Source organism: Rahnella perminowiae (assembly GCF_019049755.1).
Lineage (GTDB): Bacteria > Pseudomonadota > Gammaproteobacteria > Enterobacterales > Enterobacteriaceae > Rahnella > Rahnella perminowiae.
The window spans coordinates 1-16,416 of the sequence record NZ_JAFMOS010000633.1; the positions used below are offsets into that span (position 1 = coordinate 1).

Sequence of the window (16,416 nt, forward strand, 5' to 3'; positions counted from 1 at the left end):
GGGGTGGGGTATTAAAGACAACTCAGTCGTTTGCAAAACCCCCTCCCAACCTCCCCTTCGCAGGGGGAGGAGCTAAACCCGCCATCGCATCAACGAGTACACCATCATGAGTTCACACCGTCCCGGTTTTGGTTGCAGCTGGCTGCCCTACGCGCTGGTATTGCCACAGCTGCTGATCACCGCGATATTTTTCCTGTGGCCTGCAGGTCAGGCGCTGTGGTATTCGGTTCAGACGCTGGATCCGTTCGGTTTATCCAGTACGTTTGCCGGCCTGACTAACTTCATACAGCTGTTTCAGGACCCGTACTATCTCGATTCGTTTTATACCACGTTGAAATTCAGCTTTATGGTGGCGTTTATCGGGCTGGCCGTTTCGCTGTTTTTCGCGGCGCTGGTCGATCACGTTGTACGCGGCAGCCGGATTTATCAGACGCTGATGATCCTGCCATACGCCGTTGCGCCTGCCGTGGCCGCCGTATTGTGGATGTTCCTGTTCAGCCCCGGCCTCGGTCTGATCACCCATTTCTTAGGTTCGATGGGCTATAACTGGAACCACGCGCAAAACAGCGGTCAGGCGATGTTTCTGGTGGTGCTGGCATCGGTCTGGAAGCAAATCAGTTACAACTTCCTGTTCTTCCTGGCGGCATTGCAGTCGATCCCCAAATCTCTGGTGGAGGCGGCGGCTATCGATGGTGCGGGTCCGGTTCGCCGGTTCTTCCATCTGGTGTTGCCGCTGATTTCGCCGGTCAGTTTCTTCCTGCTGGTGGTCAATCTGGTCTACGCCTTCTTTGATACCTTCCCGGTGATTGATGCCGCGACGGCCGGTGGCCCGGTACAGGCGACAACTACCTTGATTTACAAAGTGTATCGCGAAGGTTTCTCCGGTCTGGACTTGTCCAGTTCTGCCGCGCAGTCCGTGATTCTGATGTTGCTGGTTTGCGGCCTGACGTTCATTCAGTTCCGCTTTGTCGAGCGTAAGGTGCGTTACCAATGATTGAAAACCGCAGAGGGCTGGATATTTTCAGCCACATCATGCTGCTGCTCGGCGTGCTGGTGATCCTCTTTCCGCTGTATGTCGCGTTTGTGGCGGCATCTCTGGATAACAAACAAATTTTTGACGTGCCGATGACGCTGATCCCAGGCACGCATTTATGGGAAAACATCAGCATCATCTGGACGCAGGGCGCGGGCAACAGCAGTCCGGCATTCGGGCGGATGCTGTTCAACAGCTTCATCATGGCGATGGTGATCACCATCGGTAAGATTTCGGTATCCATGTTGTCGGCCTACGCGATTGTCTATTTTCGTTTTCCGCTGCGTAATCTGTTCTTCTGGCTGATTTTTATGACGCTGATGTTGCCGGTGGAAGTGCGTATTTTCCCGACCGTGCAGGTGATCGCCAATCTGCATATGCTCGACAGCTACACCGGACTGACGTTGCCGATGATGGCGTCTGCGACCGCGACCTTCCTGTTCCGTCAGTTCTTTATGACCTTGCCGGATGAGCTGCTGGAAGCGGCGCGTATCGACGGTGCTGGCGCGATGCGCTTCTTCTGGGACATCGTTTTGCCGCTGTCAAAAACCAACCTTGCAGCGCTGTTCGTCATCACCTTCATCTATGGCTGGAACCAGTATTTATGGCCGATCCTGATCACCAATGATGCCTCGATGGGCACGGCGGTGGCGGGAATTAAAAGCATGATTTCTTCCGGCGACGGCTCGACCCAATGGAATCAGGTGATGGCGGCCATGATCCTGACCTTATTGCCACCGCTGGCGGTGGTGCTCCTGATGCAGCGCTGGTTTGTGCGCGGCCTGGTAGACAGTGAGAAGTAAACTGAAATGGCAAATTTGAAATTACAGGCAGTGACCAAATCCTACGACGGCAAAAACCAGATTATCCAGAGCATTGACCTGGATGTCGCTGACGGCGAATTCATCGTGATGGTCGGCCCTTCCGGCTGCGGAAAATCCACCCTGCTGCGTATGGTTGCCGGGCTGGAGCGCACCACCTCCGGTGATATTTATATCAACGACCAGCGCGTCACCGAACTGGAACCGAAAGACCGCGGCATCGCGATGGTGTTTCAGAACTACGCGCTGTATCCGCACATGACCGTGTTCGACAACATGGCATATGGCCTGAAAATTCGTGGCTTCGGCAAGGCGCAGATCCTCGACCGCGTCGAAGAGGCGGCGCGTATCCTGGAACTCGGCCCGCTGCTCAAACGCAAACCGCGTGAGCTTTCCGGTGGCCAGCGTCAGCGTGTGGCGATGGGCCGCGCTATCGTGCGTGAACCGGCGGTATTCCTGTTCGACGAACCGCTGTCCAACCTCGATGCCAAACTGCGGGTGCAGATGCGCCTCGAACTGCAACAGCTTCACCGCCGTCTGCGCACCACCAGTTTGTATGTCACGCACGATCAGGTCGAAGCCATGACGCTGGCTGAGCGTGTGATCGTGATGAACAAAGGCATTGCCGAACAAATCGGTACACCCTCCGAAGTTTACCGCCGACCGGCAAGTCTGTTTGTCGCCAGTTTTATCGGTTCGCCAGCCATGAATTTATTACCAGGCCAGCTGACTACGGATGGATTATCGCTGGTAATGGAAGGCGGATTTGAATTGCCGCTGCCGGTTCCGCGCCCTGAATGGGGCGGCCGTGAACTGACAGTGGGCATCCGTCCTGAACATATTCATCTGACTGATGATACTCAGAAGGGGATCCCGATGGTGCTGAATACGCTGGAACTGCTGGGCGCGGATAATCTGGCGCACGGCAAGCTGGCGGGCAGCGGCGTTGTTGTCCGTTTGTCGCATGAAGTGTTCCCGACAGCCGGATCGCTGTTGCGCTTGGATTTCCCGGCGAAAGCGTTACACTTTTTCGATACTCACAGCGGATTACGGATGGAATGAACATGAAAGCCTGGCCCTATCCACGTATTGTGGCACACCGCGGTGGTGGCGCACTGGCGCCGGAAAATACGCTGGCAGCCATCGACACAGGCGCAAAATACGGTCACACCATGATCGAATTTGACGCCAAACTGGCGCAGGATGGAGAGATCTTCCTGCTGCATGACGATACGCTGCAACGTACCAGCAACGGCTGGGGTGTTGCGGGGGATTTGCCGTGGGAAAAACTGGCCCAGCTTGATGCGGGTGACTGGTACAGCGCCACATTTAAAGGCGAGAAATTGCCGCTGCTGGCGCAGGTAGCCGAACGCTGCGCATACCATCACATGATGGTAAATATCGAGATCAAACCGACCACCGGAACTGATGAGAAAACCGGCACTGACATTGCGCTGGCTGCCCGTGAATTGTGGAAAGATCAGGCCGTTCCGCCGCTGCTTTCCTCGTTTGAATTCGACGCGCTGGTGGCTGCCAAAAAAGCCGCACCGGAATTGCCTCGCGGCTTACTGATCGACGAATGGCACGAAAACTGGAAAGCACTGACCGGTGAACTGGAGTGCGTTTCCCTGCATCTTAACCATAAATTACTGAACGAAGAACGCGTCAGAGCGATTAAAGACGCCGGGTTGCGTATTCTGGTGTACACGGTGAATAGCCCGGAACGCGCCCGCGAATTACTGCGCTGGGGCGTGGACTGTATCTGTACGGATAAGATTGATGTGATCGGGCCCGATTTTGCCTAGAACCTGGTGTTAAAATCCGGCATCAGGCGTGGTACTCACCACGCCTGAACTGCGGGTTAAGGCGTCTGGTTCAATTTCTGATTCAGCGTCTGATTATTCTGCTGGATCTGCAACCGTTGCTGATTGCTCTGGATTTGCGATTTCAGTTTGAGTTGCTGTTGCTGCTGGCTGTTACGTAAATCCTGCTCCTGCTGGCGTTTCTGCATCTGCTGATTGTTTTGCTGTTGCTGCTGCATGCGTTGTTGCGACGGATTGGTCAGCAGCGGATCGTTAGGATTCGGCACCTTTTCGGCGGCGCTGGCGGTCTGAACGGCAAACAGCAATGGCAGCGCGGCAAGCATTCCATACAAACATTTCATCAGGTCATCCTCCATTTCCGGTCATAGGTTAAGTGTATGCCATCCCGGCGGCAGACGTGTGATTTGAGCGCACGATTCCCTCAAAGCGTGGCACGGCTCTCGTTTGCTCAATAATTAAACAAACGTAAACCATCTTCGTACTTCGCGGTTTCCCCCATTCCGTTACAATCGTGCATCTTTCACTTTTTCTCTGACAAACAGGGCGTAGCTGCCGTGCCTTTACTCATCATTACCACCATTTTGTGGGCCTTTTCCTTCAGCCTGATTGGCGTGTATCTGGCCGGACAGGTCGACAGCGTGTTTTCCGTATTAGTCCGTTTAGGGCTGGCGGCGCTGGTTTTTCTGCCTTTCCTGCGCTGGAAAGGCCATCAGCTCACCACCATTTTGCTGTATATGGCGGTGGGGGCGATGCAGCTCGGTATCATGTATCTCATCAGTTTTGAGGCCTACCTGTATCTGTCGGTACCGGAATTCCTGTTGTTTACGGTAATGACGCCGCTGTATGTCACGCTGATTTATGACCTGATCAGCGGACGGAAAATCCGCATGGGCTATGCGCTCAGTGCACTGCTGGCGGTGGCCGGTGCAGCGATTATCCGTTACGACCATATCAGCGAACATTTCATCATCGGTTTGCTGCTGGTGCAGGCGGCGAATATCTGTTTTGCCATCGGGCAGGTGGGGTACAAGCGTCTGATGGAAACCCGTCCGGTGCCGCAACATACGGCGTTTTCCTGGTTTTATCTGGGGGCGTTGCTTTGCGCAGTGGTGGCGTGGTTCCTGTGGGGGAATCCGCAAAAACTGCCGACCACCCATCTGCAATGGGGGATTCTGGTGTGGCTGGGGATCGGGGCTTCCGGGCTGGGATACTTTATGTGGAACTACGGGGCAACGCAGGTTGATGCGGGAACGCTTGGGATTATGAACAACTTTCACGTCCCGGCAGGGCTGCTGGTTAACCTGGCAATCTGGCAACAGCAGCCGCACTGGCCGAGTTTTATCACAGGTGCCGCTGTGATTATGTCCTCACTGTGGGTACACCGGCGTTGGGTCGTGCCGCGTCGCGAACAAACGGCAGATGATCGCACGCGTGCTGCCGGGCCGAACGAATAAACGCTTCCGTCACAGGCTGACGCTGTTCGCCGTCACGCACGGCGGCGTACAGACGGCTCCATAAGCCTTCGCCCAGGGTTTTGGTGACAACCAGACCCTGGCGCTCAAAACTCTCCACTACCCAGTGCGGTAACGCTGCAATCCCCATCCTCGCCGACACCATCTGAATCAATAACAATGTGTTATCGACACTTTTCAGTGACGGGCTGATACCTGCCGGTTGCAGGAAATGTCGCCAGATATCCAGACGCTGGCGTTGCACCGGATAAATCATCAGCGTTTCAGTGCTCAGATCTTCCGGCGTGATGACCGCTTTGCCTGCCAGCGGATGATCCGGTGCCAGCACCAGACGCACTTCAAAATCAAACATCGGAGAATAGTGCAAACCGCTACGCGGCAGGATGTCGGAGGTTAATACGATGTCCAGCTCGCCCTGTTGCAGTGCGGGCTGCGGGTCGAATGTCACGCCGGATTTGAAATCCATTACTACTTGTGGCCAGTTCTGATGGAAATTATCCAGTGCAGGCGTTAACCACTGAATACAGCTGTGACATTCAATCGCGATACGCAGCGAAGTCTGATGTGGCTCATTGCATGCCTGCAATGCCTGCTGAATTTGCGGCAGCACCTGTTCTGCCAGATTGAGCATGATTTCACCCTGCGGGGTAAAACGCAGGGGCTGACTTTTTCGCACGAACAATCTGAAACCGAGGCGTTGCTCAAGGTCACTGAACTGGTGCGACAGGGCCGATTGGGTCTGATGAAGCTGCGAGGCGGCTGCGGCCAGTGACCCGGTGTTGCGCAGTGCTTGCAACGTTCGCAGGTGTTTCAGTTCGATCATGAGTGTCCTTCACTTTGTCATGAATAATTTGCGCTTGTGGAATATACACTACCTGCGGATTATGGATGTGTAAACATCTGGATGGCTAAACAGGACTTAAAAAGATGACGATACTGAATCACACTCTGGGTTTTCCACGCGTTGGTCTGCGTCGTGAACTTAAAAAAGCACAAGAAAGCTACTGGGCGGGTAATGCCACGCAGGAAGAATTGCTGGCAACCGGTCGCGAATTGCGAGCCCGTCACTGGAAACAACAAGCTGAAGCCGGCGTGGATTGGGTCCCGGTGGGCGATTTTGCCTGGTACGATCACGTACTGACCACCAGTCTGCTGCTGGGTAACGTGCCTGCACGTCACCAGAATGACGACGGCTCTGTTGACCTCGATACTTTATTCCGTCTTGGCCGCGGCCGTGCACCGACCGGTAAACCGGCTGCCGCAGCGGAAATGACCAAATGGTTTAACACCAACTACCACTATATGGTGCCGGAGTTCGTGAAAGGTCAGAAATTCAAACTGACCTGGACACAACTGCTGGAAGAAGTGGATGAAGCGCTGGCGCTCGGTCACAAAGTGAAACCGGTTCTGCTTGGCCCGCTGACCTATCTCTGGCTCGGCAAAGTGAAAGGCGAACAGTTTGATCGTCTTTCCCTGCTCAACGACATCCTGCCTGTATATCAGCAGGTGCTGGCTGAACTGGCAAAACGCGACATCGAATGGGTGCAGATTGACGAACCGGCTCTGGTGCTGGAACTGCCTCAGGAATGGCTAAATGCTTACAAACCGGCTTATACCGCCCTGCAACAGAATAAAATTAAACTGCTGCTGACCACCTATTTCGACAGCGTCGGACATAATCTCGACACCCTCCGGGCCCTGCCGGTTCAGGGGCTGCACATTGATGCCGTTGCCGGTCATGATGATCTGGAAACCGTCATCAACGCGCTGCCAAAAGAGTGGCTGATTTCTCTGGGTGTCATCAATGGTCGTAACGTCTGGCGGGCGGATCTCAGCACCTGGTTTGAACGTCTCAAGCCACTGGTTGAAGGCCGTAACGTCTGGATTGGCAGTTCCTGTTCATTGCTGCACAGCCCGATCGACTTAAACGTTGAAAGCCGTCTGGATGATGAAGTGAAAAGCTGGTTCGCCTTCGCCCTGCAAAAATGTGCCGAACTGGCATTGCTGACATCTGCCCTGAACAATCCCACCGCGCAGGCACAACAGAAACTGGCTGAATACAGTGCGCCAATCCGTGCCCGTCGCGAATCAGCCCGCGTAAATAACGCTGCTGTGGGGAGACGTGTGGCTGCAATCACGGCTACGGATATTGAACGTCAGCACGTTTATACCGAACGTGCCAAAGCACAGCGTGCCCGTTTCAACCTGCCGGCATGGCCGACGACGACCATCGGTTCATTCCCGCAAACCACTGAAATCCGTGGTCTGCGCCTGGACTTTAAACAAGGTCGTCTTGATAAGAGCAAATATCGTACCGGTATCAGTGAGCACATCCGGCAAGCCATCAAAGAACAGGAACGTCTGGATATCGACGTACTGGTTCACGGCGAAGCGGAACGTAATGACATGGTGGAATACTTCGGCGAACACCTGGACGGTTTTGTGTTCACGCAAAACGGCTGGGTACAGAGCTACGGCTCACGTTGTGTGAAACCACCGGTCATTATCGGCGACGTCAGCCGTCCGGAAGCGATCACCGTTGAGTGGGCGAAGTACGCACAGTCTCTGACCGAAAAACCGGTGAAAGGCATGCTGACCGGCCCGATTACCATTCTCTGCTGGTCATTCCCGCGTGAAGATGTCAGCCGCGAAACTATCGCCAAACAAATCGCGCTGGCATTGCGCGACGAAGTGGAAGATCTGGAAAAGGCCGGTATCGGCATCATCCAGATTGACGAACCGGCACTGCGTGAAGGCCTGCCATTGCGCCAGTCTGAATGGAATGCCTACCTGCGCTGGGCGGTGGATGCGTTCAAACTGAATGCCGCGATTGCCAGTGATGACACGCAGATCCACACCCACATGTGTTATTGCGAGTTCAACGACATCATGGATTCCATTGCCGCGCTGGATGCCGATGTGATCACAATCGAAACCTCACGCTCCGATATGGATTTACTGGAGTCGTTTAAAGATTTCGAATACCCGAATGAAATCGGTCCGGGTGTTTACGACATTCATTCGCCAAACGTACCAAGCGTTGAATGGATTGAAGATCTGCTGCGTAAAGCCGCAGACCGTATTCCGGCCGAACGCCTGTGGGTCAATCCGGACTGCGGCCTGAAAACCCGTGGCTGGCCGGAAACCCGTGAGTCGCTGGAAAACATGGTGAAAGCGGCCAAGCGTCTGCGTGCTGAGAAAATCTGAGTGAACGCTGACTAGATTTACGTTGTGGTGTTGCTGAAACGTTTGGGGCACTCCGGTGCCTCTTTTTTATGGGGGTCTTCTTTGGCCTGTTAGCTGAGTCACGCAGGGGTAAAAGGGTTGCTGAGCCATGCCCCGGTTCAGGAAAAATACCGGGCGCTCTGCGTCGGCATACCGGCGGCAATACCGTAGTCAGTTGGAAAACAGGGCATCGTCACCATCAGGGTAGAATAATTTTCGTTCCCTGAGGCGAGGAGGCGAGTTTCTTTACCGCTGCCATCACTTTCTCCGGCGTACGTAAAAAGGTGTGAATTCCGGTCTGGACGCATCGGTTATGTGCAAACCGGTCGCTGTTTTCCAGCTGAATTTCAGTGATTAACAGGACAACATCGGCCTGAGCAATGTCGGTTTGTGACAGGGCATTTTCGATGCCCAGTGCACCTTGCGTTTCGACTTTCACCGGCCATTTTTCCTGCAGGCACAGTTTTTCCAGCTTTTCTGCCGCCATATAAGTATGCGCCACGCCACTGATACAGGCGGTTACGGCGACCAGTTTGAGCGACATAATATTTCCCCTGTTTAAAAAGTTTATCCACCGAGCGTCACGTTATAACCGTATTTTTCGGCCATCGTATAAAACGGCGCAACAGTGGCGTCATCCGGCACCTTTATCTTATGCATTGAATACGGTTTATCCAGTAACGGATATTTTGCTTCGCCGTATTTATGGAAAGGCAGCAGATGGATTTCAGTTAAGTTGAAGGGTCGCAGAAAATCCAGAATTTGTTGCATATTTTCAATCGTTAACGTGAAGCCGGGGATCAGCGGCACGCGGGGGATCAACTTAACGCCGCGCCGCGCCAGCGCCGTAAAATTTTGCTGTACTCTCGACTGGTTCATATTCAGAACCGATCTTGCATGAGTAGGATCCATTATCTTGAAGTCATACAACACCTGATCGCAGTGATCGGTGAGCGACAGCAGGTGATCCAGCGGCGCATCGCCCGCCGTTTCGATCGCCGTCGTTATACCTAATGCCTGTAGCTGCCTGAGCAACTCACCGGCAAACTCGTGCTGCATCAGTACTTCGCCGCCGGAAAGCGTGATACCACCGCCTGATGAGCGGAAAAATACCTCATCTTTGAGCAGGCGCGTCATTAACTCCGGCAGCGTGATGTCTTCACCGACATATTCCATTGCACCGCTCGGGCATTCGTTCGGATCCTGCAGGCAGGTGCGGCAGTTCAGGCATTTTGCCTGACGTTTGATGATCTGAATGCGCGGCGACATCGATTCAGGGTTGGCGCACCACGGGCAGCGATGCGGACAGCCTTTGAAGAAAACCAGGGTACGAATACCCTGACCATCATTGAGTGAAAAACGCTGAATATTGAAGATACGCGCGTGTCTTTCCGCGGCCTCCCTGACGGGGATCTGCCCGTCAGAGCTGATGTGCGGTGCGGCCGATAATGTCATCCTGGATCTCCTTTGACAGCTCAACAAAAAACGCGCTGTATCCCGCTACCCTGACGACCAGCCCTGCGAAATCCTGCGGGCGTTTTTGCGCTTCGCGAAGCTGCTCAGCATTCACCACGTTGAACTGTACATGCTGCAACTTCAGGCGGGTGAACGCGCAGAGGAAATCGGCCAGTTTATTCAGCCCCTGCCTGCCTTCAAGCGTTGATGGCGTGAATTTCACATTCAGCAGTGTGCCATTGGAGAGCAGTGTGTTGTCGAGTTTACTGACGGATTTCAGTACCGCTGTCGGTCCCTGATGGTCCTGTCCCCTCATCGGTGAAAGGCCGCCATCTGCCAGTTGTTCACCGGCAAAACGACCATCTGGCGTTGCGCCGACCACTGCGCCCAGCGGTACATGCGCGGAAACCGTATACGAGCCTGGCGTAAACTGACCGCCACGTGGATTGCGAAACTGCTCGACTTGTTTGCAGTAGAAACGCAGCAAATCGGCACTGATCAGATCGACCTCATCAATGTCATTACCGTACTTCTCAAAGCGGTTGATCAGACGGGCACGAATGGCGAGCCCTTCTTCGCCGGCAAAATTCCCTTTCAGAGAAGCCAGTAATTCATCAAAGGTCAGACGTTGCTGATCAAATACCATGCCTTTCAGCGCATGCAGGGAATCACTGAGGTTAGCGATACCGATGCCCTGAACACCGGAAAAGTTGTAACGTGCGCCGCCAGCGGTAATGTCTTTACCGCTGTCCAGACAACCTTCAATAAACGAAGACAGCAGCGGAACCGGTGCCCAGTCGCGGTGGCCGATATCACAGATGTTGCTGCCTTGCGCCATCAGTCTGACGTAATGGCTGATTTTCCGGCGGATCTGTTCCACCAGTTCTGGATAAGTGATCGCCGGGTTGCCCTCGTTCTCATACAGCGCCAGTTCCATGACCTTTAACAGGTTAAACATGGCGATATCGTGCAGGCCGTAGGTTTTTCCGGGGATCGACAGTTCGACGCAGCCCACGACAGCATAATCCCGCGCATCTTCGAGGCGTACGCCACGGTTAAGAAACGCCGGAACCACCACTTCATCATTGAATATTTGCGGAATACCGGTACCGAGACGGATCGTTTCAGCGGTTTTCAGCAGAAACTGACGGTCGATCAGTTCATTGACCCGTACGCCAAGGTTAGGCTGTGGCAGGCAAATGCTCTGATACGCGTCCAGACACAGAAACGACAGCACATTGATGGCACTACGTCCGGCGTCGGTCAGGCCGCCGAGCAAAATGGTATAACCCGTCGGGAAGCCGGCGAAGTAACGAGCGCTGGACATCGAACGCAGCAGCACGATGTCATTGCACTTTATCCACAGGCTTTCCAGCAACTCTTTAAGGAACGCCGGTGATTCACCGTGCGAAAGGGAATACTGATAGAACGGCAACATGTACAGATCGAAGCGCCCGAGCGATAACGAGCTGGCATTGGATTCGATCTGTAAAATGATATTCATGTACCAGAACAGCTGGCAGGCCTGATAGAAATCCTGCGGTTTATTGACTGAAATATGACGCGAAATGCGGGCAATACGCATCAGCTCCTGTTTTCGCGAGGCATCCTGACAGGCTTCTGCTAACCCTTCTGCCAGCGCGGCGTAGCGCAAAATATGCCGCTGTGCTGCCTGTAGCGTAATCAGCGCTGCCTGATAAAAGGTATTATCCGGCGCGCCGGCGACGCGCTGCTGAAGTTCTGAAACGACGTTATCCAGGCCAGAATTCAGTAACCGGGGATAATCAATAATGATATGCCCCTGGCCTTTGTCTGTCTGGTTGATACTGAATATCTGCATTTTGGTGGCAGCGGTGACATCTTCCGGCATCTGACTGTTGATGAAATCTTTCATCGAACGCGATTCCCAGTAAGGGAAAAGCTGTGTGCGGTAAATCTGTTTATCCTGCTCCGAAATGTTAAAGCGGTCCTGTGGACGGGCTGAAAACCCATCCAGTTCTTCCAGCAACCAGTAGGGGTCCATTTCAGGAGAGATGATCCCCGCACGCGGTTTGACCGTACGGTTACCGGCAATCAACTCGCCTTCACGCAGGGCAATCTCAACGTTATCCAGAATATGTGCCGTGGCCTTTGCGCGGCGCAGAAGCGTAGGTTCGCCTTCTGTGCTGCGGTGACTTTCGGTATACAGCAGGGCACGTTCCAGCGAAATTTCACGCGGGCTGGCGAAAAGTGCGGCTTTCAGACGTTCTGTGCGGGAAGTCATCTCATTCTCCCTGGCGTCAATCCGTGATGGCAGCGTTGGCGAGATGTGCTGCGATTTTTTCCATGATGGCATCTGCCCGTTTTACGGCATCACTGATGGCCACACGCACCGTGACTTTACCTCTGAAGCGCTCTTCCTGTTTGATGCCAATGTCTTTCGTCAGGATCACGATGTCTGCCGCCGCCACATCTTCCGGCGTCAGTTCGTTTTCCAGGCCGATTGAACCCTGCGTTTCAACTTTGCATTCCCAGCCTTTAGCTTTTGCCGCGCGTTCAATCGCTTCAGCCGCCATATAGGTATGAGCAACACCGGACGGGCACGCGGTTACAGCAATAATGTGAGTCATGATGTTTTCCTTTGGGTTCAGTTAATTTCGAAGTCCAGATCAAGTTCTGATTCCTGACGCGTTTTTGCCGACTGCTTTTTGGCGGCCAGATATTTCAGCGTGTTGACGCACAGTGCCGTGACAACCATGCCGACCAGCAATGCACCGATATACCCCAGTTTTCCCTGTACAACCGGCAACACAATCAGTCCGCCCCAGCCGGCATAGCATTGAGCGCCAACCAGAGCTGCTGTCACCGCCGCACACACTGAACCAGCCATGATGGCAGGAATGACACGCAGCGGGTCAGAGGCGGCAAAAGGAATAGCACCTTCGGTGATGCCGACGCAGCCCATCAGCATGGCGGCTTTGCCCGCTTCGCGCTCTTCAGTGGAATAATATTTACGGCCAATCAGCGTGGCGAAACCCAATCCCAGAGGCGGTGTTGCGATAGCCACGGCGGCAATGGCCACCACGGTATACACACCCTGTGCCACGCAAATCAGCATGAAAGCGTAGGCAACTTTATTCACCGGCCCGCCCATGTCGAAGGCCAGCATCAACCCCATGATGATGGCAAGCACAATAATGCTGCCCTGCTGCATGCCTTGCAGCCAGTGAGTCAGGGAGGTGGTCAGCAGACCAACCGGTTCGCCCAGTCCCCACATCATCACCCCTGCTGTCAGCAGCGTACCGATAATCGGGATCACGAAGATCGGCATCACCGAGCGCAGGATCTTCGGTACGCGGATCTTTTTAAGATAGAAGACGATAATGCCACCCAGCAGGCCAGCGATGATCGCGCCAAAAAATCCTGCACCGAATGACGCACCGACCCAGGCACCGATGGCAGCAGGAGCCAGCGCGGAACGATCCGAGATGGAATAGCCGATATAAGCCGCCAGAAAAGGCACCATCAGGGTTAAACCAGCGACACCGATATCAAACAGCTTTTTCAGGTTCGGATCGGTTGCCGCATCCGGTACGGCACCTTTGCCATACAACATCACGGAGACCGCCAGCAAAATGCCGCCTGCGACCACAAAGGGGATCATATGAGACACGCCAGTCATCAGGTGCTGGCGGGTATTTTTTAGAATAGTGATCAAGTCTTTCATGATGAACTCCACGAAAACCGGTGCCGGGCTAAAAATCGCAAATATCAGGGTTTCATTTCAAAACCGCAGATACAGAAAGGCTATCGACCACAACAATAGGCCGCTGCTGATAACGCTAATAGTGGACAAATTTGTGTTTTACTGGACTTTTGTAATGTCCTGCCAAAAATGCGAGCAGGTTCAAATAAGCCGAAATAAAGCGAGGTTTGTGCGCTCGTTTGCTGTGTGAGCTGCTTCGCAAAAAATGACAGATATTACATTTATCCAGTGTTTGTCATTTTTGTCTGGTAGCTATTGGATCCGCCTGACTCTTATTCTGCAAAGAGCCGGTGCATTACACCGGAATTTGGGATGAGGATTCAGAAATGAGTAAGACGTTGAGCTTCACCTGCATGTTAGTCAATGGGGTTCATGCCCGGCCAGCCAGCCATATTGAAACGTTGTGCAATGGCTTCGGGTCTGCGTTTCAGTGGCATAATGGGCGCACTGACCGCGTTGCCGATGGTAAAAGTGTTCTTTCACTGATTGGTGCCGATATTCTGTTTAATGATGAATGCCTGGTCACCATAGAAGGGAATGACGAAGACGCCGCGTACAGGGCGCTGGCTCATTTCATTGAATACCAACTCCCTCATTGTGATGAAGCCCTGCCTGAGCATGATGAAAGCGCGGAACTTGAGCCGCTTCCTGAATCCCTGAGCCATCTTTCTCCGTTGGTTTTCCGCGCCCGTTCAGTCAGTGAAGGGTGCGCGTCCGGAAAACTGGTCAGCCTTTCTGATGTGAACCTGGCAACATTCAGGGACTTACCCGCGTCTCAGGGGAAAGATAAAGAACAAAGCCTGCTTTGCCGCGGGCTGGCTGGATTGGAAAAATCTCTCAATTTACAATTGATGGCGGGCAGCGGGACGATGACTGCGGTGCTGGAATCACACCTTTCTTTGCTGCGTGATAACAGCCTGCGCGAAGCTTTGCTGAGCCGTGTGGCACAAGACCGGAGCTGTGCACAAAGTATTGTGGACACCGCAGCATATTTCAGCTCGCAACTCGCACAATCGTCCAGTGCTTATTTGCGTGAACGCGAACTGGATATTCGTGATGTCAGCTTCCGGCTTTTACAGCAAATCTATGGTGAGGAACGCTTTCCTTCCCAACAGGCACTGAGCGAAGCGAGTATTTGTCTGGCCGATGAACTGACGCCGAGCCAGTTTCTCGAACTGGATAAAACCCATCTGAAAGGTCTGCTGCTCGGCAGCGGAGGCAGTACGTCACATACCGTGATCCTCGCCCGATCATTCAATATACCCACTCTCGTCGGTGTGGATCCGCAACCACTTCTGGCTTATTTACAGCAGGATGTGCTGATCGACGGCGATCTCGGTCTGATTGCCTGTGCACTCAGCGAACCGGTACGCCGTTATTATTGTCAGGAACAGGCAGTGCAACAGGCGCTGCGCGGACAGCAAAGCGAATATCTCGATAAACCCGGGTACACGGCAGACGGAGTGCGTCTTGAAGTGGCGGCCAATATCGCTCATTCGGTTGAAGCCAGCGCGGCATTTGATCATGGCGCTGAAGCGATCGGGCTGTTCCGTACGGAAATGTTGTATATGGACCGCGCCAGCGCCCCTTCCGAAGATGAGCTGTACAATATTTATTGTCAGGCGACGGAGGCAGCCCGGGGCAAAACTATCATTGTCCGCACGATGGATATCGGGGGAGATAAGCCGGTTCATTATCTGAACATTCCTGCCGAAAACAACCCGTTCCTCGGTTATCGCGCCGTGCGTATTTATCAGGAATTTCTGCCGTTATTTCATACGCAGTTGCGTTCGATCCTGCGCGCCTCGGCGCACGGGTCGCTGAAAATCATGATCCCGATGATCTCTTCCATGGAGGAGATCTTATGGGTGAAAGAGAAGCTGGCGGAAGCCAAACAGTCGCTGCGCAGCGAGCAAGTGCCGTTTGATGAAAAAATTCAGTTGGGGATCATGCTGGAAGTGCCGTCGGTGATGTTCATCATCGATCAATGCTGTGAAGAGATTGATTTCTTTAGCATCGGCAGCAATGACCTGACGCAATATCTGCTGGCGGTCGATCGTGATAATACGAAAGTGACCCGCCATTACAACAGCCTGAATCCGGCCTTTCTGCGCGGGCTCGATCATGTTGTGCGCGAGGTGCATCGTCACGGTAAATGGATTGGTTTATGCGGTGAGCTGGGCGCGAAAGGCTCGGTGTTGCCGCTACTGGTTGGAATGGGGCTTGATGAAATTAGCATGAGTGCGCCGTCAGTTCCGGTGACCAAAGCGCGTCTGGCAAAACTCGACAGCCGCGAATGCCGCCTGTTGCTTAACCGCGCCATGCAGTGCCGGACGTCGCTGGAAGTCGAACACCTGCTGGCGCAGTTCAGGATGACGTTTAACGATGCTCCGCTGATTACGACGGAATGTGTGACGCTTAATGCCGACTGGCGCAGCAAAGAAGAAGTGATTAAAGGTATGGTGGATAACCTGATGCTGGCAGGGCGTTGCCGTTATCCGCGCAAACTCGCCGCTGATGTCTGGGCGCGGGAAGCCGTATTTTCCACCGGTCTCGGGTTTGGTTTTGCGATACCGCACACCAAATCAGAGCACATTGAGCAATCGACCATCAGCGTCGCGAAACTTCCGCAACCGGTGCAGTGGGGTGATGAACAAGCACAATTTGTGATCATGCTGACCCTCAATAAACATGCCGCAGGCGACCAGCATATGCGGATTTTCTCAAGGCTGGCGCGACGGATTATGCATGACAGTTTCCGCGACGCACTGATGCATTCGGCCACGGCAGCACAGATTGAAACGTTGCTCAAACAAGAGCTTGAACTCTGACAGGAGAGGGT

Annotated in this window: 14 protein-coding genes; 7 read left to right on the top strand and 7 right to left on the bottom strand. The window is 53.7% G+C overall.

Going from position 1 to position 16,416, the window contains the following annotated elements:
- Positions 1-106 precede the first annotated feature (106 nt).
- The 4 genes from ugpA to ugpQ are packed head-to-tail and all read left to right on the top strand — an operon-like array spanning position 107 to position 3,659.
- A complete protein-coding gene (ugpA, locus tag J1785_RS23435) occupies positions 107-994 on the top strand; it encodes a sn-glycerol-3-phosphate ABC transporter permease UgpA (RefSeq protein ID WP_129955177.1) in 888 nt (295 codons plus the stop codon).
- Positions 991-1,836 carry a sn-glycerol-3-phosphate ABC transporter permease UgpE gene (gene ugpE, locus J1785_RS23440; RefSeq protein ID WP_129955176.1) on the top strand — a complete coding sequence of 282 codons (846 nt, stop codon included), beginning with the start codon at positions 991-993 and terminating at the stop codon, positions 1,834-1,836. The genes ugpA and ugpE overlap by 4 nt, the downstream gene beginning before the upstream one ends.
- A gap of 6 nt (positions 1,837-1,842) precedes the next feature.
- On the top strand, positions 1,843-2,916 hold the full coding sequence (locus J1785_RS23445; RefSeq protein ID WP_129992162.1) for a sn-glycerol-3-phosphate import ATP-binding protein UgpC: 1,074 nt from the start codon (positions 1,843-1,845) through the stop codon (positions 2,914-2,916).
- A gap of 2 nt (positions 2,917-2,918) precedes the next feature.
- Positions 2,919-3,659, top strand: coding sequence for a glycerophosphodiester phosphodiesterase (ugpQ, locus tag J1785_RS23450; protein ID WP_217137691.1), 741 nt, complete (start codon positions 2,919-2,921; stop codon positions 3,657-3,659).
- 56 nt (positions 3,660-3,715) lie between these two features.
- Here the strand turns inward: ugpQ and J1785_RS23455 are convergent, their stop codons facing one another.
- A complete protein-coding gene (locus J1785_RS23455) occupies positions 3,716-4,018 on the bottom strand; it encodes a DUF2756 domain-containing protein (RefSeq protein ID WP_015699075.1) in 303 nt (100 codons plus the stop codon).
- Positions 4,019-4,231: 213 nt separating this feature from the next.
- Between J1785_RS23455 and J1785_RS23460 the strand changes: the two genes are divergently transcribed.
- Positions 4,232-5,131 (top strand): carboxylate/amino acid/amine transporter, encoded by a 900-nt coding sequence (locus J1785_RS23460; protein ID WP_129955173.1) that lies wholly within the window; start codon positions 4,232-4,234, stop codon positions 5,129-5,131.
- Here the strand turns inward: J1785_RS23460 and metR are convergent.
- On the bottom strand, positions 5,037-5,972 hold the full coding sequence (gene metR / locus J1785_RS23465; RefSeq protein WP_129955172.1) for an HTH-type transcriptional regulator MetR: 936 nt from the start codon (positions 5,970-5,972) through the stop codon (positions 5,037-5,039). The two genes, J1785_RS23460 and metR, sit on opposite strands and share 95 nt — an antisense overlap.
- A gap of 104 nt (positions 5,973-6,076) precedes the next feature.
- Between metR and metE the strand changes: the two genes are divergently transcribed.
- Positions 6,077-8,356: a 5-methyltetrahydropteroyltriglutamate--homocysteine S-methyltransferase gene (gene metE, locus J1785_RS23470; protein WP_217220906.1), complete on the top strand. Its 2,280-nt coding sequence runs from the start codon at positions 6,077-6,079 to the stop codon at positions 8,354-8,356.
- Positions 8,357-8,573: 217 nt separating this feature from the next.
- Here the strand turns inward: metE and J1785_RS23475 are convergent, their stop codons facing one another.
- From J1785_RS23475 to J1785_RS23495, 5 genes are read right to left on the bottom strand one after another with little or no spacing between them, the layout of a single operon-like run.
- Complete coding sequence (locus J1785_RS23475; RefSeq protein WP_129955170.1) at positions 8,574-8,918, bottom strand: PTS fructose-like transporter subunit IIB; 345 nt, start codon at positions 8,916-8,918, stop codon at positions 8,574-8,576.
- 23 nt (positions 8,919-8,941) lie between these two features.
- On the bottom strand, positions 8,942-9,829 hold the full coding sequence (locus J1785_RS23480; RefSeq protein WP_217220907.1) for a [formate-C-acetyltransferase]-activating enzyme: 888 nt from the start codon (positions 9,827-9,829) through the stop codon (positions 8,942-8,944).
- Entirely contained in the window at positions 9,795-12,092 is a 2,298-nt protein-coding gene (locus J1785_RS23485; protein WP_217220908.1) for a formate C-acetyltransferase, read from the bottom strand. The genes J1785_RS23480 and J1785_RS23485 overlap by 35 nt, the downstream gene beginning before the upstream one ends.
- 16 nt (positions 12,093-12,108) lie before the next feature.
- Positions 12,109-12,438, bottom strand: a complete 330-nt coding sequence (locus J1785_RS23490; RefSeq protein ID WP_129955167.1) for a PTS fructose-like transporter subunit IIB — start codon at positions 12,436-12,438, stop codon at positions 12,109-12,111.
- A gap of 17 nt (positions 12,439-12,455) precedes the next feature.
- Entirely contained in the window at positions 12,456-13,535 is a 1,080-nt protein-coding gene (locus tag J1785_RS23495) for a PTS fructose transporter subunit EIIC (protein WP_129992166.1), read from the bottom strand.
- A gap of 365 nt (positions 13,536-13,900) precedes the next feature.
- On the opposite strand from J1785_RS23495, the gene ptsP reads away from it, so the two are divergent.
- A complete protein-coding gene (gene ptsP, locus J1785_RS23500) occupies positions 13,901-16,405 on the top strand; it encodes a phosphoenolpyruvate--protein phosphotransferase (protein ID WP_217137685.1) in 2,505 nt (834 codons plus the stop codon).
- Positions 16,406-16,416 lie beyond the last annotated feature (11 nt).

What these genes read in the sequence shown, in the direction of transcription:
- ugpA (WP_129955177.1), top strand. Translation starts at nt 107, where the DNA reads ATGAGTTCACACCGTCCCGGTTTTGGTTGCAGCTGGCTGCCCTACGCG.
- ugpE (WP_129955176.1), top strand. Translation starts at nt 991, where the DNA reads ATGATTGAAAACCGCAGAGGGCTGGATATTTTCAGCCACATCATGCTG.
- J1785_RS23445 (WP_129992162.1), top strand. Translation starts at nt 1,843, where the DNA reads ATGGCAAATTTGAAATTACAGGCAGTGACCAAATCCTACGACGGCAAA.
- ugpQ (WP_217137691.1), top strand. Translation starts at nt 2,919, where the DNA reads ATGAAAGCCTGGCCCTATCCACGTATTGTGGCACACCGCGGTGGTGGC.
- J1785_RS23455 (WP_015699075.1), bottom strand. Translation starts at nt 4,018, where the DNA reads ATGAAATGTTTGTATGGAATGCTTGCCGCGCTGCCATTGCTGTTTGCC.
- metR (WP_129955172.1), bottom strand. Translation starts at nt 5,972, where the DNA reads ATGATCGAACTGAAACACCTGCGAACGTTGCAAGCACTGCGCAACACC.
- metE (WP_217220906.1), top strand. Translation starts at nt 6,077, where the DNA reads ATGACGATACTGAATCACACTCTGGGTTTTCCACGCGTTGGTCTGCGT.
- J1785_RS23475 (WP_129955170.1), bottom strand. Translation starts at nt 8,918, where the DNA reads ATGTCGCTCAAACTGGTCGCCGTAACCGCCTGTATCAGTGGCGTGGCG.
- J1785_RS23480 (WP_217220907.1), bottom strand. Translation starts at nt 9,829, where the DNA reads ATGACATTATCGGCCGCACCGCACATCAGCTCTGACGGGCAGATCCCC.
- J1785_RS23485 (WP_217220908.1), bottom strand. Translation starts at nt 12,092, where the DNA reads ATGACTTCCCGCACAGAACGTCTGAAAGCCGCACTTTTCGCCAGCCCG.
- J1785_RS23490 (WP_129955167.1), bottom strand. Translation starts at nt 12,438, where the DNA reads ATGACTCACATTATTGCTGTAACCGCGTGCCCGTCCGGTGTTGCTCAT.
- J1785_RS23495 (WP_129992166.1), bottom strand. Translation starts at nt 13,535, where the DNA reads ATGAAAGACTTGATCACTATTCTAAAAAATACCCGCCAGCACCTGATG.
- ptsP (WP_217137685.1), top strand. Translation starts at nt 13,901, where the DNA reads ATGAGTAAGACGTTGAGCTTCACCTGCATGTTAGTCAATGGGGTTCAT.